This is a genomic window from Bacillus hominis, from assembly GCF_030348325.1.
GTDB lineage: Bacteria > Bacillota > Bacilli > Bacillales > Bacillaceae_G > Bacillus_A > Bacillus_A hominis.
In genome coordinates this window covers 201,505-223,951 of record NZ_JAUCFS010000005.1, presented here as the reverse complement: position 1 = coordinate 223,951, position 22,447 = coordinate 201,505, and the positions used below count along the sequence as shown (strand labels likewise).

At 34.7% G+C, this 22,447-nt stretch carries 24 protein-coding genes; 8 read left to right on the top strand and 16 right to left on the bottom strand.

Features of this window, described 5'->3' with window-relative positions:
• Positions 1-4 precede the first annotated feature (4 nt).
• The 4 genes from opp4C to QUF93_RS03640 form a co-directional block, all read right to left on the bottom strand.
• A complete protein-coding gene (gene opp4C / locus QUF93_RS03655) occupies positions 5-925 on the bottom strand; it encodes an oligopeptide ABC transporter permease (protein ID WP_002115466.1) in 921 nt (306 codons plus the stop codon).
• 13 nt (positions 926-938) lie between these two features.
• Entirely contained in the window at positions 939-1,895 is a 957-nt protein-coding gene (locus QUF93_RS03650) for an ABC transporter permease (RefSeq protein ID WP_000860734.1), read from the bottom strand.
• Positions 1,896-1,998: 103 nt separating this feature from the next.
• On the bottom strand, positions 1,999-3,726 hold the full coding sequence (locus QUF93_RS03645) for an ABC transporter substrate-binding protein (RefSeq protein ID WP_289357909.1): 1,728 nt from the start codon (positions 3,724-3,726) through the stop codon (positions 1,999-2,001).
• A gap of 241 nt (positions 3,727-3,967) precedes the next feature.
• The gene (locus QUF93_RS03640) at positions 3,968-5,671 is read right to left on the bottom strand and encodes an ABC transporter substrate-binding protein (RefSeq protein WP_289357908.1); all 1,704 of its coding nucleotides are present in this window, start codon (positions 5,669-5,671) and stop codon (positions 3,968-3,970) included.
• Positions 5,672-5,902: 231 nt separating this feature from the next.
• Between QUF93_RS03640 and QUF93_RS03635 the strand changes: the two genes are divergently transcribed.
• The gene (locus tag QUF93_RS03635) at positions 5,903-6,100 is read left to right on the top strand and encodes a hypothetical protein (protein ID WP_002115459.1); all 198 of its coding nucleotides are present in this window, start codon (positions 5,903-5,905) and stop codon (positions 6,098-6,100) included.
• Positions 6,101-6,366: 266 nt separating this feature from the next.
• Here QUF93_RS03635 and abc-f read toward each other — a convergent pair whose 3' ends face one another.
• Both abc-f and QUF93_RS03625 read right to left on the bottom strand, forming a co-directional pair.
• A complete protein-coding gene (gene abc-f, locus QUF93_RS03630) occupies positions 6,367-8,247 on the bottom strand; it encodes a ribosomal protection-like ABC-F family protein (RefSeq protein ID WP_289357907.1) in 1,881 nt (626 codons plus the stop codon).
• A 124-nt stretch (positions 8,248-8,371) separates the two neighbouring features.
• Positions 8,372-8,506 (bottom strand): RAxF-45 family protein, encoded by a 135-nt coding sequence (locus tag QUF93_RS03625; RefSeq protein WP_289357905.1) that lies wholly within the window; start codon positions 8,504-8,506, stop codon positions 8,372-8,374.
• A 421-nt stretch (positions 8,507-8,927) separates the two neighbouring features.
• Between QUF93_RS03625 and QUF93_RS03620 the strand changes: the two genes are divergently transcribed.
• Both QUF93_RS03620 and QUF93_RS03615 read left to right on the top strand, forming a co-directional pair.
• On the top strand, positions 8,928-9,056 hold the full coding sequence (locus tag QUF93_RS03620) for a spore coat protein B (protein WP_098268925.1): 129 nt from the start codon (positions 8,928-8,930) through the stop codon (positions 9,054-9,056).
• Between the two features lie 135 nt (positions 9,057-9,191).
• Positions 9,192-9,986 carry a DUF4931 domain-containing protein gene (locus tag QUF93_RS03615; protein ID WP_289357899.1) on the top strand — a complete coding sequence of 265 codons (795 nt, stop codon included), beginning with the start codon at positions 9,192-9,194 and terminating at the stop codon, positions 9,984-9,986.
• Between the two features lie 168 nt (positions 9,987-10,154).
• Here the strand turns inward: QUF93_RS03615 and QUF93_RS03610 are convergent, their stop codons facing one another.
• Positions 10,155-10,685 carry a transglycosylase SLT domain-containing protein gene (locus QUF93_RS03610; protein WP_289357898.1) on the bottom strand — a complete coding sequence of 177 codons (531 nt, stop codon included), beginning with the start codon at positions 10,683-10,685 and terminating at the stop codon, positions 10,155-10,157.
• A gap of 251 nt (positions 10,686-10,936) precedes the next feature.
• Between QUF93_RS03610 and QUF93_RS03605 the strand changes: the two genes are divergently transcribed.
• Positions 10,937-12,586, top strand: coding sequence for a DUF2334 domain-containing protein (locus tag QUF93_RS03605; RefSeq protein ID WP_289357897.1), 1,650 nt, complete (start codon positions 10,937-10,939; stop codon positions 12,584-12,586).
• A gap of 34 nt (positions 12,587-12,620) precedes the next feature.
• Here QUF93_RS03605 and QUF93_RS03600 read toward each other — a convergent pair whose 3' ends face one another.
• The 5 genes from QUF93_RS03600 to QUF93_RS03580 all read right to left on the bottom strand — a co-directional run bounded on the left by QUF93_RS03600 (position 12,621) and on the right by QUF93_RS03580 (position 17,051).
• Positions 12,621-13,391 (bottom strand): TatD family hydrolase, encoded by a 771-nt coding sequence (locus tag QUF93_RS03600; protein WP_289357896.1) that lies wholly within the window; start codon positions 13,389-13,391, stop codon positions 12,621-12,623.
• Positions 13,392-14,135: 744 nt separating this feature from the next.
• Positions 14,136-14,492 carry a YxeA family protein gene (locus tag QUF93_RS03595; RefSeq protein ID WP_002115439.1) on the bottom strand — a complete coding sequence of 119 codons (357 nt, stop codon included), beginning with the start codon at positions 14,490-14,492 and terminating at the stop codon, positions 14,136-14,138.
• 137 nt (positions 14,493-14,629) lie between these two features.
• Positions 14,630-15,466, bottom strand: coding sequence for a YitT family protein (locus QUF93_RS03590; RefSeq protein WP_289357895.1), 837 nt, complete (start codon positions 15,464-15,466; stop codon positions 14,630-14,632).
• Between the two features lie 117 nt (positions 15,467-15,583).
• The gene (locus QUF93_RS03585) at positions 15,584-15,913 is read right to left on the bottom strand and encodes a PH domain-containing protein (RefSeq protein ID WP_289357893.1); all 330 of its coding nucleotides are present in this window, start codon (positions 15,911-15,913) and stop codon (positions 15,584-15,586) included.
• A gap of 160 nt (positions 15,914-16,073) precedes the next feature.
• Positions 16,074-17,051: a LacI family DNA-binding transcriptional regulator gene (locus QUF93_RS03580; RefSeq protein ID WP_289357890.1), complete on the bottom strand. Its 978-nt coding sequence runs from the start codon at positions 17,049-17,051 to the stop codon at positions 16,074-16,076.
• Between the two features lie 305 nt (positions 17,052-17,356).
• On the opposite strand from QUF93_RS03580, the gene QUF93_RS03575 reads away from it, so the two are divergent.
• Complete coding sequence (locus QUF93_RS03575; protein WP_078173584.1) at positions 17,357-17,452, top strand: DUF3948 family protein; 96 nt, start codon at positions 17,357-17,359, stop codon at positions 17,450-17,452.
• A gap of 215 nt (positions 17,453-17,667) precedes the next feature.
• Here QUF93_RS03575 and QUF93_RS03570 read toward each other — a convergent pair whose 3' ends face one another.
• Positions 17,668-18,273 (bottom strand): lysophospholipid acyltransferase family protein, encoded by a 606-nt coding sequence (locus QUF93_RS03570; protein WP_002115430.1) that lies wholly within the window; start codon positions 18,271-18,273, stop codon positions 17,668-17,670.
• A gap of 337 nt (positions 18,274-18,610) precedes the next feature.
• On the opposite strand from QUF93_RS03570, the gene QUF93_RS03565 reads away from it, so the two are divergent.
• The gene (locus QUF93_RS03565) at positions 18,611-18,706 is read left to right on the top strand and encodes a DUF3948 family protein (protein WP_070127837.1); all 96 of its coding nucleotides are present in this window, start codon (positions 18,611-18,613) and stop codon (positions 18,704-18,706) included.
• A gap of 212 nt (positions 18,707-18,918) precedes the next feature.
• Here QUF93_RS03565 and QUF93_RS03560 read toward each other — a convergent pair whose 3' ends face one another.
• Together QUF93_RS03560 and QUF93_RS03555 are read right to left on the bottom strand one after the other, a co-directional pair.
• Positions 18,919-19,059 (bottom strand): YrzO family protein, encoded by a 141-nt coding sequence (locus QUF93_RS03560; protein WP_199661708.1) that lies wholly within the window; start codon positions 19,057-19,059, stop codon positions 18,919-18,921.
• A 21-nt stretch (positions 19,060-19,080) separates the two neighbouring features.
• Complete coding sequence (locus tag QUF93_RS03555; RefSeq protein WP_289357883.1) at positions 19,081-20,049, bottom strand: DMT family transporter; 969 nt, start codon at positions 20,047-20,049, stop codon at positions 19,081-19,083.
• Between the two features lie 127 nt (positions 20,050-20,176).
• Here QUF93_RS03555 and QUF93_RS03550 point away from each other — a divergent pair, with 127 nt between their 5' ends.
• Together QUF93_RS03550 and QUF93_RS03545 are read left to right on the top strand one after the other, a co-directional pair.
• Entirely contained in the window at positions 20,177-21,043 is an 867-nt protein-coding gene (locus tag QUF93_RS03550) for a LysR family transcriptional regulator (RefSeq protein ID WP_289357882.1), read from the top strand.
• A 255-nt stretch (positions 21,044-21,298) separates the two neighbouring features.
• Positions 21,299-21,400 carry a DUF3948 family protein gene (locus QUF93_RS03545; protein ID WP_001060020.1) on the top strand — a complete coding sequence of 34 codons (102 nt, stop codon included), beginning with the start codon at positions 21,299-21,301 and terminating at the stop codon, positions 21,398-21,400.
• 65 nt (positions 21,401-21,465) lie between these two features.
• Here QUF93_RS03545 and QUF93_RS03540 read toward each other — a convergent pair whose 3' ends face one another.
• Positions 21,466-22,413: a substrate-binding domain-containing protein gene (locus QUF93_RS03540; RefSeq protein ID WP_289357878.1), complete on the bottom strand. Its 948-nt coding sequence runs from the start codon at positions 22,411-22,413 to the stop codon at positions 21,466-21,468.
• Positions 22,414-22,447: the final 34 nt, after the last annotated feature.

Here is a 22,447-nt window from a genome sequence, read left to right as displayed (position 1 = left end):
TCACCTACCGTCTCATCTTTGGATCTAACGCATCACGAAGTGCATCACCAAGTAAATTAATAGATACAACTGTTATAAAGATTGCAAAGCCAGGCGGAATCCACAACCACGGACGCTTTTGGAAGTCAATTAGTGAGTTAGCTGCGCTAATCATGTTCCCCCATGATGGTGTAGGCGGGACAACGCCGAGGCCTAAGTAGCTTAGTGCGGACTCTCCTAAAATAGAACCAGCAACGCCTAATGTAGATACAACAATTAATATCGGTAAAACATTAGGAATTAAGTGATATATAATTTTTCGGTAATCTTTTATTCCTAGCACATCAGCGGCTTGCATAAAAGCCTGCTCCCTGAGTGACAAAATTTGACCTCTTACAAGACGTGCAAGCCCTGGCCAACCTACTAAACTTAAAATAATCATAATGACATACAGACGATAATCAGACGGTACTTTCCACTCTGATAAAATCGCCCCCATTATAATAAGTAACGGTAATCCTGGCATCGACATTAAAATATCTGCAAGCCGCATAATAATATTATCAACGATACCACGATAAAAACCTGCAATAGCCCCTAACACAGCCCCTAGTATCACTGATAAAACCATTGAAGCGAGGCCAATCGTTAATGAAATCCGTCCCGCTTGCATTAGTCTCGTTAAAATATCTCTTCCTAATTGATCTGTACCAAGCCAATGAGAAAAACTAGGTGGTTTGTTAATTAACGCAACTTGTATTTTTCCTGATGCATATGGTGAAAAAAACGGTCCAATAAAACAAAATAAAAACATAAAAATTAATGCATACAACCCTACTAGTGCCATCTTATTTCTCTTTATCTTTTTAAGAGCTTGTCGCCACGGTGATGATTCATTTTTCCTCTTTTTTCCTTTTTTCTCTATAATCTCTGTAACAGTTTCCATCTCGTTCCCCCCCTTACTTCAACCGAATACGTGGATCAACAACTGCATATACAATGTCTGCGAAAAAGTTTGAAACGATTGTTAAACAAGAAAGAAACATCGTAAATGCCATTAATACTGTATAATCACGGAAATTAAGTGCTTCTAATTGAATATTACCGATACCTGGCCAGTTAAAAATTTGTTCAATAATAATCGCTCCTGAAAATAAACCTGGTAACTCAAATGCTAATAAAGTAATCGCCGGTAAAATTGCATTTTTTAATGCATGCTTATAAATAACAGTCTTTTCCTTTAAACCTTTTGCTCGCGCTGTTCGTATGTAGTCTTGCCTTACAACCTCTAACATACTTGTTCTAAAATAACGAGTTAATGAACCCACTCCAAGAAGTGTCAAAATAAATACCGGTAAAACCATATGTTTTGCAACTTCTATCACATACGCAAACCCAGTAGAATTACTACCAACATCAATCATTCCACCTATCGGTAATAACTTAAAGTCAACCGCAAACACTTTAATTAAAAACAAACCGATAAAGAATGAAGGGAATGACATTGCTGCAAAGACACCAATTGTTACAAGCTTGTCAAACAAAGAATGTTGCTTTGTTGCTGAGAATACACCGATAATAAGGGCAATTAGCCAAATAAAAAATAACGCAATAATTGCTACACTAAAAGAATTCCAAATAAACTTATTTAATAATGACGTTACAGGTTCTTGATATTGAAGCGAGAAACCAAAATCTCCTTGTAATGCATTACCTAACCAATGGAAATAACGCTCAACAATCGGCTTATTTAATCCATACAATTCCCTAAGTTCAGCTGCTCTTTCTGGTGTAATCTTTGGATTCGAATCAATATAATCCCCTGGAAGAAGCGCAAACAAGAAAAAAATAATAATTGATGTACCAAATAGTGTAGGAATCATTTGCAACAGCCTACGAACGATATATGTTTTCACCCTTTTTCTCTCCAATCTTATGCTTAAAATAGAAGAACATTTTTTCAAAGCGGCACATTACTAACCGAATGAAAAAATGTCTTCTACTTATACATTCTTATCGTTATTTTTCAAATGATAATACTGGTAAGTTTGCGCTAATACTGTTGTATTTTTCAGGGTCAATTCCTTTTATATTCCCGTTATAACCAGTAATTGTTCTACGATAGTTTAATAGAATTACTGGTGGATCATCACTTAACTCTTTATATAATTCTTTATAAATAGGTTTACGTTTTTCAATATCTACTGTCTCAATACCTTTTTGAATTAACTCATCTACTTTCGCATTTTTATAACCAAGACTCTTCTCATTGACACCAGACAAATATTCACCAGCTGTTTCACTCGGATCACTTGTAATCGGTGTCGAAACAGAAGCTAAATCATAGTCACCTTTATTTACCTTTGAAAGCATCGTATTAAAGTCCATAAATTCAGGGTTAAATTCTACACCTATCTCTTTATAATTTTCTTTCGCAATTGGAATTAATAAATCACTATCTTTAGCCGAACTTGGACCGAAATAAGAGAGCTTTAATTTTTGACCATCTTTTTCACGAATTCCGTCCGAACCAACTTTCCATCCTGCTTCATCTAATAATTTTTTTGCTTTTTCTTTGTCGTATTCATATTTATTAACGCCTTCTTCCGTATAAGCCCAAGAAGTTGGATGAATTGGTACGTTAGCTACCGTACCGTATCCTTTTAATGCTGTATCAACATATTTTTTACGATCTAATCCATAAATAAGTGCTTGGCGGACCTTTTTATCCTTTAAGTATGGCTTATTATTATTCATATAAATGTAACTAAATGACGCTGCTGTTTCGATTTGGATATTTGCAAATTCTAAAGCTTTAGCCTGTTCAAGAATTTCGTCACCAGTACCTAGGCCAGTGTAGTCCACTTCACCTGTTTGGAATAATTGAAGTTTCGTATCACCAGAAGTAATTTTATAAATGAAGTTCGGAATCTTTGGTTTACCTGCATAATAGTTTTCATTTGCCACAAAGCGTACTTCTTGGCCTGGAATATATTTATCAAATTTATATGGACCCGCAGCTAGTGGTTTTCCATATAAATCTTTTAAGTAATCTAAACTTGTGTTTTGTTTGTAATCTTTTCCGTAATAAGCTTTTGACAATACCGTACCGCCTAAAACAAATATAGCTTGTGAATTCACTTTTTCAGTCATAACTTTAATTGTTTGTTTATCGACTACTTGAATACCTTCAATAGAAGTTGCTTTCCCTTCTTTATATTCTTTACCGCCTTTAACCGCATATTGAGAGATGTCTACTTCGCCTTCATACGCCTTATCGTGTAAAAGTGTCAATGTGAACGCTACATCATCTGCTGTTAATGGCGACCCGTCGCTAAATTTCAAGTCTTTACGTAAATGGAATGTATATGTTAACTGATCAGAAGAAACGTCCCATTTCTCAGCTAATTCCGGAATCGGTTTCCCTTGTTTATCGGTTGATACAAGAGATGCAAAAATAACAGAAGTCACGTTTCCATCCCATCCATTTTGTTGGAAATACGGTAAAAATACGCCGCCTGGTTTACTAATCCCCACAACTAACGTATCTTTTCGATTCTTCGCTTTATCTGGCACTTTCTTTTTATCTGTCGCAGCGATCTTTTCAATTTTTATATTTTTTAAATCTTGCTGTTTAACTGGTTCTGTAGAAGCCGTATCTTCCTGTCCCCCGCAAGCAGATAACACAAACGAACTACTCAGTAATACTGAAAATAAACCAGCCCATTTTTTTGTCTTTTTCTTCATTGTCCCCACCCTAACTTTTTTTTTAATAATTAAACCTTATGAACTGCTTGCCTTATGTATGCCTCCCACAGCAACATTTATAACCAATCGGAAAAGTCGGTTTTAAACGCAAAAAAAGATGTTTTTGAGGGGTAACAATCTTATTCCGATCTTTCCGGTAGACTTTATGGTTATTAGCTTATATCTTTCAATATATTTTGTCAATTCTTTCTATATAAATATTTCAAGAATTTTTTCAAAATTATTTATCAATCTTTAATTTAGGTAAACTTAGTAAAATACCATTATAATTATCTTCTTGTAATCCTTGAATTCGCGAGTTATGAGCAGATACCACTTTACTATTATTTAAGAAAATCACTGGTGGATCTTCACTTAATTCTTGATACAATTTCTTATAAATCTCTTTCCGCTTCTCAATATCTAACGTTTGTAGCGCCTCTGTTGCTAGTTCATCCACTTTCGGATTATGATACCCATCGTAGTTTCGTTTACTTGTCGAAACAAATTCCTCAATTGTCCCACTCGGATCATCAATCATCGGTGTGGACACCATCGCTAAATCATAATCTCCTTTAATTACCTTGGAAATCATCGTATTAAAGTCCATATATTCTGGGTTAAAGTCTACACCAAGCTTTTTGTAATCTTCTTTCATAACAGGAATCATCACATCATTAATCTTACTTGCAGAAGAAGCATAATAACTTACCTTCAATTTCTGCCCCTCTTTTTCACGAATTCCATCTGAACCAGCTTTCCATCCAGCTTCATCAAGTAATTTCTTTGCTTTTTCTAAATTATATTCGTATTTATTAATCCCTTCTTCTGTATACGCCCAAGAAACTGGTGTAATTGGTACATTGACGAGTGAAGCATAACCTTGGAAATACGTATCAATTACCTTTTGGCGTTCTAATCCGTAAATAAACGCTTGGCGAACACGTTTATCTTTAAAGTATGGTTTCTTATAATTCATTTTAATGTAGCCGTAAGAACTTCCTGTATACACATTAATATTAGCGAAACCTAACTCTTTTAATTGCTCGATTGTCTCCGCATTTGTCGTAAATCCATCATAATCTACTTCTCCCGCTTGAAACTGTTGCAAATTCGTATCACCTTTTGTAATTTTATAAATAAAGTGCTCAATCTTCGGTTTACCCTCAAAATAATTTTCATTCGCTACAAATCGAACTTCTTGGCCTGGAATGTATTTATCTAGTTTATAAGCTCCAGATCCCATCGGCTTGCCATATAACTCTTTTAAATACTCTAAATTCCCTTGCTTATACTCTTTACCGTAATAAGCTTTTGATATAACTTCTCCACCAATTATCGATAATGTTTGGGCATTTACCTTCTCAGTTGTAATCGTAATTGTTTTCGGATCAATGACTTGAATGCCTTCAATAGCTACTGCTTTTCCTTCTTTATATGCTTGCCCACCCTTTATTGCTGTTTGGCTTATGTCCGTTGCACCACTATAAGTTGGATCATGCAGTAACATTAATGTAAATGCTACGTCATCCGCTGTTAACGGTGAACCATCACTAAACTTTAAATCATCTTTCAAATGAAACGTATATGTAAGCTGATCTCCCGAAATATCCCACTTCTTCGCTAGAATTGGGATTGGTTTCCCTTCCTTATCCAATCCAACGAGAGGAGCAAAGATAGCTTGCGTTATATTACCATCCCACCCATTTTCCATAAAATGCGGAAGGAATATCCCGCCAGGGCTCGGCATTCCCACTACAAAGGTATCCTTTCTTTCTTTTGCCTTTGCTGGACTTTTTGCTTTGTCACTCGCTTTAATAAATTCATCTTTCACTCTTGGTAATTTTGCAACTTCATTTGTACCTGCTTCTTCTTGACCACATCCGGCTAACAATACTGACACACTAAGACATGTAGCAAGTACTCCTTTAAAAGTCTTTCGCATCACTCTCACCTTTACTTTCTTTTTAAGTATGTAACAACATAACGCACCTTTCTGTAACTATCTTTATTTTACCCATAAAAATAGTATGAATTAATTTCAAGATTATTCCTTTTCAATAGTTATGTCAATCCTTGCTAATTGTTTTCTCTCAAAAAAATAAAAAACACCTTCTATTACCTAATAGCCACGCATAGAATAATAACAATCCACTACCAAAAAGGGGGCGAAAGTATGGACAACCTATTCCAATATGTCCTGCACTATGTGCTATTAACAATCATAATAGTCGGGGCACTATTACTATTCCCGTTCTTCCCAAAGTTCGTCCTCTTTTTAGCTTTTTTTATTATGCTCGGGATCGCTATTATAATTTCAACGAGGGAAGATACCACACAAAAAGAAAGCAGAGTTCAGCGCGTAAAGCTGTAATTCTGCTTTCTTTTTTATTTTTAAACTTATGTCTCGGGAAATAATTAGCTAATACTTTTATCCTTATCAAAAACTTCTAATAACGTTTATTTTTCTTCTTACCATTTCATATGTTTCACAACCTATGAAAATTGCGTAACAAAGATTTATCAAATTTACTGTTTCACGTGAAACACATTTTTATTTCATCCTCTACGTAAAATAATATTATAAAAAAAGAAAGCTAATCCCTTCAGCAAAACTGCAAGGGATTAGCTTTCTACTCTTTACTCCACAATATTCTCTAACTCATTATATAAATCCGCTCGTAACAACTCTTTTTTCGTTTTTTCCTCATATAACTTTTCAAGTCTTCCAACATCAACTACATGTTCCATTTCACATTCTAATGCATATATGCTTTCTTCTATATACATTAACTCGTTTTCAATCTCCTCAAAATTCCTAGCTTCTTTCTTTTTAAGAGGGGCTGTTTCAATACTTGTTCTTCCTTGGCGTTTCTGCTTTATTACTTGCTTCTCAACCTTTTCTTCCCACTTTTGACGAGCCCACGCATAGTTCCCTGCAAACTCAAATAATTTGTGCTCATCAATCCAATATGTCTTTTCAAACAATTTATTTAAGAAATAACGATCATGTGAAACAGCTAAAATCGTCCCGTTATATTGTTCAAGGGCTTCCTCTAAAACTTCCCTTGATTCAATATCAAGATGATTCGTCGGTTCATCTAAAATAAGAAAGTTAACATCTTGATACATAAGTTGCGCGAGTCTTAACCTCATTTTTTCTCCACCGCTAAGTTGCGTTACTTTCTTAAAAACAGCTGGACCACAGAATAAAAATCGTGCTAATATATGTCTTGCTTCTCCCTCTGTTACAGCTACACAATCTCTGAAAGCTTCCAATACATTGTTCTTCATATTTGCGTACGCATGTTGCGATAAATAACCGATTTTCACACTACTACCAATCCGAATTTCTCCAGTATCTTGCTTCATTTCTTCTAGTAGTAATTTTAATAACGTAGTCTTTCCTGTACCATTACGTCCAACGATAGCTGCGCGCTCCTGAAAACGAATATGCAAATTTACTTTCTCGAATAAAGATCGGTCAGCAAACCCTTTACTCACTTCTTTCATTACAACAACATCTTTCCCGCTTCTCTCTTGCCCCTCAAACTGAAGTCCCATCTGTTTTCTATCCAAAATGGGTCTCTTTAGTTTCTCTATACGCTCTAATGCACGTTCCATATTTCTCGCTCTCTTATGCAATCCTTCATTCGGCGGATTTGCTTGATTTGCCCATTCACGTAGACGCTTAATTGCTTCTTTCATTTTCTTTATTTTCTTTTGCTGTTCTTGATAAGCCTGAAACTCCTGAAGCAGCCTTTCTTCCTTTTCCTCAACGAACTGAGAATAGTTCGTATGATACACGTGAATTTCTCCATCTTCTAAATCAAAAATTTTCGTTACAACTTCATCAAGGAAATAGCGATCATGCGAAATGACCATAACTGTTCCTGTATATTCTTTTAGAAATTGCTCTAACCACTCGACTGCAAATAAGTCCAAATGATTTGTTGGTTCATCTAGTAGAAGTAAATCCGGTTTCTGCAATAGCATGTACGCAAGGCTTACTTTTGTTTGTTCTCCGCCACTTAACTCCATAAATGATCGGGGAAATAGTTCCGTCACCTGTAGACCATTTGCTACCTTCATAATATTCGCTTCTATCTCATAACCACCGAGAAACGCAAACTTTTCTTGAATTAACCCATACCTCTCCATCAATTTTTGTAAAGCAGACGGTTCCCTTTCTTCCGCCATATTTTTTTCTAAAGCATGCATTTCTATCTCCAACTCTTTTTCCTTTTTAAAAGCGGAGCTTAATACATCATATACATTCATTTCAGTATTGAATTTTGGAATTTGTGCTACATGACCGATGCATGTACCTTTCTTCATATGAATGGCTCCTGCATCCAAACTCTCCATTCCTGTTAGGAGCTGAAAGATAGTTGTCTTCCCACTACCGTTACGACCAACTAATCCAATACGTTCTCCATTCTTTATTTCAAGCGATATATTTTCAAATATGATGTTTCCACCAAAAGATTTCGTTACATTATTTACACTACAAATTGTCATTTTCCGTACTCCTTTCAATATAAAAAACCATGGGAAAGAAACATTCCCCATGGTTTTTGGCATAGAAAAAGGAAGCCAAATAGCTCCCTTTTCACACGTTTATCAAAAATGGGTGAAGAGATTTCTATCGTTCAATAGCTACTATGCAATTGTTAAAAAAGGGCATACGTATCCCGTTAACAACTACATCATGAAAAATCGCACGACAAAAATAGATATAATCTAAAAATTTGGCACGCACAGCTAAAGAACTTTTCATCTCATTCACCCCTTTCGTACGGAATTTAATACTTACTTCTTTATTATACTTTCCCATTCCATGTTTGAATAGTCATTTTTCTGAAAATAATGAAGATAGACTAAACATTTCAATAAGTGACATCAAATCTTACAAAACTGTTATGTTCACGTAATGGAAAGCGATAGTACGAAAAGATACCTCCCTATACAATAAAGATATAAGCAAGAGAGACAAAAACAAGGAGGAAACAATCATGATGAAAGAAATCGTAAAAGCAATCTTCGAGGTATTAGTGAACGGACAAGCAGTTGTAAAAGAACTAAACGAATTATAAAAAGGAGTGAAGGAATAATGATGAACATGGTAAAAATGGTTTTACACGCTTTAATCGATGCAAAAGCAGTTAGCCAAGAATTAAACCAACAATAAAAAGGGGTATATGAATATGAAGAAAGCCATTATTGTAATCGCAAGTACAGCAATTGCCTTATACACAATAAAAAATAGAAAAAAGAAACAAAATGAAAATACTCTATATTATCCATACACATTATTAAAGAAAAAATAAAAGACAAGGTACCCTATTGTAATGAGGATATCTTGTCTTTTATTTTTTGCTCTGTTTCCTTTAAAGGATTTCCTCTTCCCTTTCCCGAATGTATTAGACGGCAGTTTTACACACATTTTAAAGGGGTATAGAGAAATGGATACACAACAACTTTATTTTTTGAATGATATTGGCAAACAAAAACCAGAAAGTATTCGTAACCGAAGCGCTACTTGTCCTTTTTGCGACAGAGAAAATTTAACTGATATTTTAGCAACCGAAGGCTCTATTATTTGGTTAAAAAATAAATTCCCTACATTAAAAGATACATTTCAGACTGTGCTAATCGAAACCGATAATTGTGATGATCATATCGCAACATACACAGAAGAACATATGAGATCACTAATTCGTTTCTCCATTAAACACTGGTTAGACTTGCAGAAAAGTGATGAATTTACATCTGTTATCTTATATAAAAATCACGGCCCATTTTCAGGCGGAAGTTTGCATCATGCACATATGCAAATTATCGGAATGAAATATGTAGACTATCTAGAAAACGTAGACAAGGAAAATTTCCAAGGGGTAATTGTACAAAAAAACGAACGCATTGAACTTAATATTTCTGAGCGTCCGATTATCGGTTTTACTGAATTTAACATCATCATTGAAGATATTTCATTTATAGATGAAATGGCAAATTACATTCAGCAAACTGTACGTTACATACTAACAGATTTCCATAAAGGGTGTAGTAGTTATAACTTATTCTTTTATCACCTGAACGGAAAAATCATTTGTAAAGTTGTTCCTAGGTTTGTAGTTTCACCGTTGTATGTAGGATATAAAATACCGCAAGTTTCTACAAAACTAGAAGATGTAAAAATACAACTAGCGCAGTATTTCACGAGAGAAAAGGATGAAATTATTCATAAAAAAACAGAGTAGGTATAGAAAACCTACTCTTTAATCCCGCATTAACGGGCAGTAAAACTCCCACCTCAAAACTCGGTGAATCCGAGAAAGTTAGGTGGAAGATCAACTGCCCGTAAAAGCCCGATTGGTGAAGGCTAATAATCAGCGGGGGATGAACAAACTCCCCCGCTGATTAAAGTTTCACTTTATCACACCTTTATTTCGATAGTATACATCCTCTAATCCGACGTTATACTTCATATTGTTATCCGTCCACTCTGGTCCTAAATTCCCGGGCCATCCAGATGTATTCGCTATATATTTCAGTAATGCAAAATCAGTCAAACCTTTTTGCACCCCGCGCTTATATCCTTTCATTAAATGCGGCATTGCAATTTGCGCATTTGTACGCGGATCTTTCAACTCTTCATCAGTTAAATGATCTGGTGCAAGCCCACCACCGCGGTGCAATTGAAACAATCCGAATGAAGTTCCATTATCTCCAACACTTCTTGGATTTAACCTACTTTCATGTTCGGCAATTGTAAGAGGTATCCATTCTGGAAGGTTTACTTTCTTTGCTTCCTCTATAATAATTTGTTTCATTTGTTTTGCTTCTTCTGAATCAACATAGCTTGTCTCATTCATTAGTTTATCCATTCCTTCAGACTTATCTTGAAGATATAAATAGACTCCAAGAACAACTAAAAATCCTACAAAGAATTTCTTCACTACCTCTACCTCTTTCTCCGCTGAAATTTGTCCCCTTTCAGCCTTCCCTTTACAATTACCAGCACTCTATCATTCTCTTACCCTTCAATCATAGCAAATAACTATACATATTATCATCATGCTTTAGACCGATTTTTGCGAAAAAACAGTTGGTAAATACGTGCAAAAATGTAACTTCCATAGACTATAATTTATTTTTTGTATATAATTGTAAATTGAATTATATACATATAGAATAGGAGCATAAATAAATGAAAAGAACTCTACTAATCTTTTTCAGCATTTTACTACTCATTCCTATACATACCTCTGCGCAAACATCATCAAAACCAAAAGTACTTATTTTGTATAGTACCGAAGACAACAAAATTACAAACAATGTACAAATCCTTAATACTCAGTTAGGACACTTTACAAATGATATAACAGTAAAAAGTTTGAACGAAGTAAAGGAAAGTACTGAATCATCTCCTTATACACATATTGTTTATATCGGAGAGAAAAAAGAAGATTTTTCTATTGCAGCAAAACAATTTCTAGAAAACTTCTCAGGTCCAGTATTAGTTTTAGGGCAAAATGTTGAACAATTATCTAATCGTTTTTCTTTCATTACATTGAAAAATGATGATATACGAGTTGAAAAAATTGAATATCCATCCCATAAGCTGAAAAACACCTTAGAAGAAGAACGGTTAGTTCGATCGCTTGATACAAATGGAACAGTTCTTGCTAATGCTTTAAGTTCAAGTGGAACTCACCCGTTAATCGTTCACCAAGGAACATCATACTATGTTGCAACTCCAAATCTTTTTGATTGGATGTCTCATTACGTCGGTGAGATGCTATTTTCTTATTTCGGGCAACAACCTGAAACAACTAAAACTTCAGCTTATTTACGTCTTGAAGACGTTCATCCAGCTGTAGATGTAAAACAATTAAAGGAAATCGCTGAATTACTAAAAGAGAAAAAGCTTCCTTATATGATTACCGTTATCCCTGTTTACAAAGATCCAAACACAGGGAAAACAGTACATTTAAAGGATAACTCTAAATTAATTGATGTTTTACGCTTTATGCAAGATAATGGCGGCTCTATCGTTATGCATGGTTACACCCATCAATTTTATGATAGTGAAACTGGCGAAGGTTTTGAATTTTGGGATGTAAAAACTGATCAACCAATTCGTCAACCGCACCATGAAAAACCAAAAACAAAAGACGATTTCCAATCTACACAGGACTATAATAAATACGTAGAAAACGGAAAAGCCTTCGAAGAAAAATATACTAAAGATCATATTGAAAAAGGGATTGCAGAGCTTGTAGGAGCAAAATTATATCCAGTTGCCTTTGAAGCTCCGCACTATACAATGTCTCAAAAAGGATATGAAATACTATCACAATATTTTTCAACTTATGTAGGGCAACTACAACTAAACGATACAACTTGGAAATCAATGCACTCACCAGCTTATATAAGTACACCGTCATTTTTACATGGGATGAAATTAATTCCTGAAACTGTTGGCTTTATTGAAGAAGATAAGCCACAAGCTATAGCAAAAATGAAAGAACGTGCTTTATCTGTCGAAAAATTATCCGATGGAATTATCGGTGCATTTTATCATCCTTACTTGGGCGTTAAACCATTAAAAGAAGTATTAAAGGAACTAGAAAGTATTCCAAACATAGAGTGGATTGATTTACAAAAAGAAACGAATGAAGTAAAAATGAAAGATATTCATATTACTACTGATAAAGACGGCATTCACGTTGAAAAACCAACAAGTGCGAATGACATAATTGATTATATAAAACAATATGGGTTCTTCCTTATAATTGGGTTCATTATAATTGTCTTTCTTTTATTATTAAGACGTGCGAAAAAATTAGAGTCATAATAATAACACCAAGCGAGATGCTTGGTGTTTTTTATTATGACTCACTAACTTTATAAAATCGCACCGTATTCTCATATATTTGCTCAGTAACTTTCTCTACTGATATTTTTTTTATTATACTAATTTCTTGTAACACATCTTTTATCATATAAGGATGTGTCATCGTATCCTTCTGAAATTCCCACGGCCCATCTGTTTCTACCATCATATATTCAAGTGGATAATACGAAACGATTTTTCTAATTTTCTCCTTATGTAAAACATCCGGCGTGATAGAAATATAATAACCGTTTCTCATCATCCGTTTCATTGTCTCTTCACTTCCTTTAAACCAATGGAAGTGTGCACGTGACACTTTATATTCCTCAAGTAAATCACATACGATGTCAGCATCTTCATACACTGCGTGTAATACAATCGGCAAATCATACTCACTAGCTAGTTCTATAAATCTTTTCAATACCGCTATGTATGAATGTACAGTAATACCTTCATCTTCTGTCCTTAAATAATATGGGAGTCCCACTTCACCAATCGCAACGATTTCCTCTACATGATCTTCAATTAATTTATAAATTTGCTCACATTCTTCTTTATGAATCGGTTGCTCCGGATGAAAACCTATTGCTGGATGTATAAAAGGATATCGCTTTGCTAAAGATAGAGTTTCTAGGCATGATTGATAATTCATAGATACTGCAATAAGCCCTTGTATCTCTTTACTGTTTTCCACATCTAGAAGTAATCTACTTTTCTCTTCATCCTCATATTGATCAACATGTATATGGCTATCAATCCATTTCATCTTTATGCCCCCATAAAAAAAACAAGAAAGGATCTCCCTTCTTGTTTTATCATCTATATTATTTAACAATTAAATTTGTTATTATATCAAATAATCCAATACACACTACGGCAACAGTAAAGTAGCTACAGAAATCTTTAATCGGAAACTTCACTACTTCTTCTTTACGCATCCCATTTTTCTCCCTTCTTACGATATCCCTAATTAGTTTTTCTATTTGTATCTATTATGCAAAAAATATGACAAAATTACTATCGAATTAACTTACGTAAACCTTACAATGTTGTAAGGTTTATAAAAAGAGCCCCATCTAAATAGAGATGAGGGCTATTAAAAAGTAGTTGGTTTTTCATTCTTCATTAACATTACAAACAGAAAGTAATACAGTGAGACTTTCTAATTACACTATATGAAATTCACTATCTATTAACCATCGAATTACATTACAGAAGGCTTACATGTTTGTAAGCTATGTGTAATGTAATTCGATAGTTTCCTTTACCTACATCTCGTACAATAAAGTTAGAAAGTAAGCCAAATAAGAAGAACACTCACATAACCAAATTACATTGCTAGTAGCTACTCTTCTTATACCTTTCACTCATGCTACTACAATGTACCCCCTTCCCCTTTATATAATAAAAAGAGCCTTAGTCCATATGGACTAAGGCTTTTGTATGCACTTCAAAATACCCCTACCTAGTATTTTTATTTTCGACAAAAAATAGGTGGGGGTATAATCCACTATCTCATCGTTAAAAGTTTACTCTTCGCATTTATAGGAATACTTGTAGTCTCAATCTCTTCAATTGACTCACCGTAACGCCCTTTTGCGAACACCTTTAATGCTTCATCTCTCTTTAACATATGCTTAACAGTCTTCTTTATTTTTTGCTCTCTTCCACGTTCATCAAATGCAATAAATTCATATTCGTACCATTCATCACCAACATGCTGACCAATCGTATTCACTATCGTATAATATTCTTTCGTCTTATAAAGTGGATTGTATTTATCAATAACTGGCCCAAGTTTCGTAGGCAGTAACACTACTCCTATTACCACTATCGCTATTACAGTAGTAATCATTTTTTTCTTCATATAAACCTTCCTCCTCTGCAGGATATCTATACATCCATTTTAAAAAGACGAAATAAAATCTACCATTCAATCCCATTACATTACCCTTACATTTTTGTAAGAATTAAAAAAGGCGAACGAATTTACTCGTTCACCTTTTAGCTCGCTTTAAAGCCACCACCAAGTACATCACGTACATCGTGAATAACAACGAAAGCATTTTCATCTACTCGGCTAATAACTTGCTTTAACTTAACAAGCTCTTGTTTATTAATAACAACATATAACACTTCTTTATTTTTACCAGTATATCCGCCGCGTCCTTCTAATACAGTGACACCGCGTGTCATGTTTTTCGTAATAGTTTCACGTATTAAATCCGGTTGACTTGAAATGATTGTAACAGCTGTTTTTGTATCCATTCCTTCTACAATGAAATCAATCACTTTCGCTCCGATGAATACTGCAACAAGTGTGTACATTGCTTTTTCTTGTCCTATTATAAATACAGAACCAGCAATTACCACAATATCAATAATAAGTACGCCTTTACCAACGCTCCACCCTAAATATTGATTGGCTAACTGAGCTAAAATTGCCGATCCTCCTGATGTACCTCCGGCTTTGAACATACAACCTAATCCGACACCGACAAATAAGCCAGCGAATAGAGCCGCTAATAACGTATCACTATTTACATGATACTCAATATGTTCCGTAACATATAAAAACAAGGATGTTTCTACAATCCCTAAAATTGTATAAACCATCGTTTTCTTATCAAAAAATTTATAACCAATAGCTAGTAAAATTGCATTTATAGCAAAGTTCACAATCCCCGGCGACCAATCAAATAAATAGTACGTAACAACCGTTACACCAATAATTCCACCCTCTGATAAACGGTTTGGAATTGCAAAGTAATTAATACCAATTGCGAATAATAATGAACCAATTGTAATTAGTGTTATTTCCTTTATACGTTGATTAACCATAGTTCATACCTCCCCCCATTTGACATTGTATCACTATCTCCTAGAGGTTTAGAAGTTGTTTTTATTCCGCATTTTCCCTCACAAAGACCAAGATATTATGTTTAAACAAAGAGGTGATTAATTATTCATATTCGCTCTAACTGCACGAACAAATTGCTCCACATTCCCTTTCTGAATATACTTAGCTCTAACGGTTTCATGATTACAAGTAAACTCGAAACACGGACGGAAATCTATGTCATCTATATGCAAATATGAGTAATCTTTAAATGTTGCGGGATAGTACGGAAATTTCCCGTAAAACAGGAGACGTCTAGTAGTAGCAACGAAAATCCCACTTCGATATGATAAGGTAAAATCATCTTCCTCAAATATCCCCATCACAAATGCTAAAATTTGTTCGTCATCCTCTACATATTTTTTCATACTTAATAAAAGTTCATTCATGCATATTCCTCCAAATTCTATTCATTGTTTTAACACTTGAAAAGAATCCATGGATTATTACAGACCGGTGTAACTCTTTTATAAAGTATGAAACGCGTTTCCTGTCAAAGACATTTCAAAAAATAATCCGTTATGTGATTATACACATAACGGATTAAGGCTAAACTGTAGAACGTTCCACAAGTTTATACGGAATTTCCACCTTTTCTTGTTTAGAACTCTCATCACTTACTTGCCTGTAAAACATTTCAAAAGCCGTCTTACCTATTCCCTTTAAATTTTGGTCAATAGTTGTCAGTTGTAAAACTTGAGAAATCGGTTGATTATCAAAACCAATAATCGCTAAATCCTCAGGAACTTTAATACCTAATTTTTTAACTTCTGTCATGATCCCAATAGCAACTTCATCCCCCGCCACTATTAATGCCTCAGGAGGATTCTCCATCTCCTTGAATTGATGCGCAACTCTTACACCATCTTCTAATGTAAAGCATTCTGTGAAAATCCGATCTTCCATCACTTCTTCATCTATTAATTGTAGCTGTTGTTTATAAGCATCAAAACGTTTCTTACTACTTGGCCCTAACTTTCTTCCCGTACAATATCCAATCTTCTTATAACCTTTTTCAATAAGGTAACTCATCCCTAATTGAAAGGCATTAAAATGATCTGTATATACACTCGATATGCTTTCAATATCATTATCCTCGCAAGCGACAACTGATCCATATGCTGCATACGGCTCTATAATTTCCCACTCATTAGCACGAGAACAAATGATAAGACCGTCTAGTTGCTTTGTTTTCAACATATGTAAACTTTTCATTTCTTCTTTTTTATTGTAATTCGTTTGACAAAGAAGTACTCGATAGTTGTGAGCTAATGCGACCTCCATCATGCCACCCACCATTGCATCAAAACACGGATGATTAATATACGGTAAAATCACACCAACAATATTCGTTTTCCCTTTTGATAAATGAACAGCATTTGCATTTTGTGAGTAATTCAATTTCTCAACTATTTCTAAAACAACTTTCCTTTTTTCTTCACTTACATATGGGTGATCATTTAATACCCTCGAAACAGTCGTAACTGAAACCCCAGCCATCTTTGCAATATCTTTAATATTAGCCATACACTCACCTCTACTTTTAACTTAATAAATCACATGAACATATGTCAAATCTTCTCATCATGACACTTTCACTCGTTTTTCTTACAAAAGTGTAATTTTCCTGTAAGCTAATTCGATAGTGACTCTACGCAACATTTCATATAATTAAGTCAGAAACAAGGCAACAACCATTTGAAAAGGAGCGGATCTATATGATGAACAAAATGAAAACGAACAATTTCTTAAATACAATGGGCATGGTATTATCCGCTCTTATCGATGCAAAAGCTGTCGCTTCTACATTAAACAAGTAAGGAGAATGTATTATGAATAACATCACTTTTAACAAATTAGATTTTTTAGGACTAGCTAGCGGCTCGATTCTTCTTACTGCTTTCATTTACGCTGCTACGCTTATATAAACTTTGTGTCCCCCTTCCCCTTTATCCCGCTTTAACGGGCAGTAAGACTCCCACCTCAGAATTCGACGAATGCGAGGAAGTTAGGTGGGAGATCAACTGCCTGTAAAAGCCCGATTGGTGAAGGCTAATAATCAGTGGGGATGAACAAAACCCCCACTGATTAAAGTTTCACTTTATATAGAAAAAGACGACCGTCTATGCCCGGTCGTCTTTTCTTATTTTACATTTGGTTGCAAAGCTTCCTTTAGCTCTTCAAACTTTTCATTTAATTCATCTGTCATCATTTTCATAGCCGTTTTTCGGTCTACTTGTTCTCCAGCATCAATTTGAATCGGATCTCCAAAAATCAATCGTGCCTTTTTCCCTTTTATTAATTCTTTTACACTTGATGGCCCAACATAAGCTGCCGGTATTAACGGAACGTTAGAACGCATTGCAATTGTAACAGCACCAGCTTTTAATGAAACGTCTTCTGATGATCTCGTTCCACTTGGAAAAATACCTACTACTTTTCCTTCTTTTAATAAGCGTGATGGAATTTTCAATGTACTTGGCCCCGGATTTGCACGGTCTACAGGGAACGCATTTACATTTTTAAAAAACCAATTTTTAAATTTCCCTTCAAACAATTCTTTTTTTGCCATGTAATGAATTTGGGTTGGATACATTCCTGCTGCTAACATTAAAACATCCATAAAACTTGTATGTGTGCACGCAACAACGTAAGGGCCACCTTCCGGTAATTTTTCTCTCCCTTGTACTTCTACCTTCCCGGCCATTTTAAATATATATTTCAACGAAAATGTAATTGGTTTATACATTTGTTTCGTTCCTTTCTGAATATCCGAAGTATAATTATTTTCTTACAACGATTATAACACTAAGTTTTAGGAGTTGGTAATAAAAATAAGTATTTATTGTTAAATTTCAATTCTTACAAAAGTGTAATTTTCTTGTAAGCTAATTCGATAGTTACTTCTTGCAACATTTCATACAATTAAGTCAGAAACAGGGCAACAACCATTTGAAAAGGAGCGGATCTATATGATGAACAAAATGAAATCAAACAATTTCTTAAATACAATGGGCATGGTATTATCCGCTCTTATCGATGCAAAATCTGTTGCTTCTACATTAAACAAGTAAGGAGAATGCATTATGAATAACATCACTTTTAACAAATTAGATTTTTTAGGACTAGCTAGCGGCTCTGTTCTTCTTACTGCTTTTATTTACGCTGCTACGCTTATATAACTTTGTGTCCCCTTTCCCCTTTATCCCGCATTAACGGGCAGTAAGACTCCCACCTCAAAATTCAGCTGGAACAAAGAAGTTAGATGGGAGATCCACTGCCCGTAAACGCCCGATTGGTTCAACTAATAATCAGTGGAGGATAAACAAAACCCCCACTGATTAAAGTTTCACTTTATATAGAAAAAGAAGACCGTCTATGCCCGGTCTTCTTTTTAAATTTTTCTTTCCTTTAACTCTTTTAAAAGCTGTATCAGTTCCGCTTGTTGTTTTATATTCTTACGACCGTTTCGATTAATTGCTGCAAGCTCGCAGGCAACTCCAGCAGCAAAGAAAAACAATAAACTTTCTAGCATGTAAAATCCTCCAATTGCCTATTAAACAGCTTGGCGTAATTGCTCTTCTTGTAAAACTCGCTTATTTATATTTTCTTCTTTTCTCTGACAAACGTTATTGCGAATAAGTGCTGCAATAACAAGTAAAGTTCCTGCAATATCAAACATTGTTATTTGATATCCTTGCATCATCATAATAACTAAAGTCGTAATGGGTACAAAATTAATAAATAAAATTCCATTAATAGACGATAAAATTTTCACACCATAATTCCAAGAGAGTAACGCTACGATACCTGGTAATGTCATCATAAATAACAAGTCATACTTCACAATAGAGATCGTTTCCATACTTGGAATTGATACATATCCAAGCGCCGTAATGATTACCGTTATAATCCCTGTGACAGTTGTACCAAATACACATGTCAACGTAGAATAACGTAATGTTGACCAATCGCTACACGTTTGACCACCCATCGTATAAATAACCCATCCTACAACACCAACAAATATAAATGCTAGTGAAAACATGTTATCTTTCAATGTTAAAAAGAAACTCATATCACCTTTCGTAATAACAAATATAGCCCCTACAAACGCGATAATCATGCTCGTTATCATATACTTCTTCGGCTTTATATGTTTATATCCCCATAAAATACAAATTGAAATCATCGGCATAAGCGCCTCCATAATAGAAGCTACCATTACACCTGATTTCCCCATTAACATTTGTCCTAGAAAAATTAATACATTATATACGGTAAACGCCATTGTTCCAAAAAAGACGAGTAACTTTCCTCTTCCTTCTAAGCGAAATGCTTTCTTTCCTTCTTTCATTAGCAATAATACAATCAGTACAATTGCTACCGCCCCATAACGAATAAACGAAAAATAAAACGGATCTATGTATTCTAGCGCATGATCAGCAACCGGAAACATCGCTCCCCATGACATACTTGCAATTAAACACGCTAAAGCACCTATTATCATTTGACCTTTTCTCACCACAATCCCCCGCTTCTCTCTATTTGCACAAGGAGAATTGTAAAAGAAAAAATATATCACGTAAAATGATTCAAAATGATGTTAACTATCATTTATAATGATAGTTAACATCAAGGGGGAGCATAAAATGGAATTAAGAGACTTACAAATCTTCCAAAGTGTTGCCGACCGCGGTAGTGTAAGTGGCGCAGCAAAGGAATTAAATTACGTACAATCAAATGTAACAGCACGTATTAAACAATTAGAGAACGAGCTAAAAACACCGCTCTTTTACCGTCATAAACGAGGTATGACTTTAACAGCTGAAGGAAGGAAAATGCTCGTTTATGTTAATAAAATTTTGCAAGATGTTGAAGAGCTAAAACAAGTATTTTTAGATAGTGAAACACCATCTGGCATATTAAAAATCGGTACAGTCGAAACAGTCAGTACATTACCTACCATTTTGTCTTCTTACTATAAAAGCTATCCAAATGTCGATTTATCATTACAAGCTGGTCTAACGGAAGGACTTATTAGAGAAGTGCTTGATCATCAATTAGATGGTGCCTTTATATCAGGTCCTATTAAACATCCACTAATTGAACAATACGATGTTAGTACAGAAGAGCTTGTACTCGTTACACATAATAACGCCTTTCGTATAGAAGAATTCACGACAACCCCTCTTCTCGTTTTCAATCAAGGATGTGGGTATCGTTCTAAACTCGAACGATGGCTTAAAGATGAAGGTTTGCTGCCAAAAAGAATTATGGAATTTAATATATTAGAAACCATATTAAATAGCGTAGCGCTCGGTCTTGGGATTACACTCGTCCCCCAGTCTGCCGTCCACCATCTTTCTAAAGCAGGTAAAGTGCATTGTCATGCAATCCCTGAAAAATATGGTAGTATTTCAACAGTTTTTATACGTCGTAAAGATAGCTATATGACCAATTCAATGCGTAGTTTTTTAAAAACAATTGAAGAGCATCATCATATCAATATGCTTTGAAGGACATTCTTACACGAATGTCTTTTTTTCTTACAAAAGTGTAAGTCTTCCGTAAGCTAATTCGATAGTTGTAACTGATTATATTTCCTATAATTAAGACATAAAGCAGGGCAACAACAACTCGAAAAGGAGCGGATACGCATGATGAACAAAATGAAATCAAATAAATTTTTAAATACAATGGGCATGGTGCTATCCGCACTTGTCGATGCAAAAGCAGTTGCAACTACATTAAACAAATAAGGAGAGATTATAATGAACAACATTACTTTCAACAAATCAGACTTTATCGGACTTGCAAGTGGAGCGACTCTTCTTACGGCTTTCATTTACACACTTGCTCAAAGTCTCGTTTAACACTTTGTTTCCCCAGACCCCTTTCTATATAGAGAAAGCTGCTCGTCTTATAGACAAGCAGCCTTTTAGTTTGTTTCATATATAATTTGGCCTGTTTTGCTTATATCATATCCACCAATTGCTTTTAATTCATTGCGAAACTCTTCAGATTGCAAAATCCCTTTTATAACCTCAATAAGTTCCTCATTTTCTTTATTCTTCAGAAGTACTAAATCATACTGCTCTTTCATGATTGGAATAAAGTCTACGTTTACAATTTGTGAAAACTTTTCTGATCCTACTCCCACATCAGCTTTTCCATTCGCGACTTGCGTGGCAACACCAAGGTGATTCGATTCTTCCCATTCATATCCACTAATACGTTCTTTATTTAACTTTTGAATTCGCAATTGTTCATCCACTAACACCCTAATACCAGAACCTTTTTCTCGATTTACAAATCGTATAGATGAATGGGATAAATCAGCCCATGTTTTTATATTTTTTGGATTCCCTTTTTGCACATAAAACCCAACGTTTCTTGATAATAAATTAATCATAATACATGGTTGTCCGACTAAAATACGTTTTACATAAGGAACATTATACGTACCCGTTTCCCCATCAAACAAATGCAAGCTAACGACGCTTCCTTCTCCTTGGTACATCTTCACTAAACTCGTTAAACTACCTTGATACGCTCTTAATATATTAGAATTTGGCAGACGATTTTCTATATGTTTTGCCAACATATCTAACGTTAGTTCTTGACCACTAATGATGCGTGTATTCGAACTACTAATTTCGTCCTTCTTTACAGGAGTAAATTGCATTTTACCGGTTTTCATTTGCTTTATATATTGTTCTAAATCAGCTGCATCAATGCGCATTTGTCTACCAACCCTATAAGAAGGAAGTTCGCCTTTTTTAATTAGGTCGTATACAGTTAGTTTTGATACTTTTAATCGCTTTGCTACTTCTTCCGTTGTGTAGGAATGATGATCCATAGACGATTCCTCACTTTCTTCTTTCATTGTAACAAAGAAAAGAATATTTCTCCTATTTTTT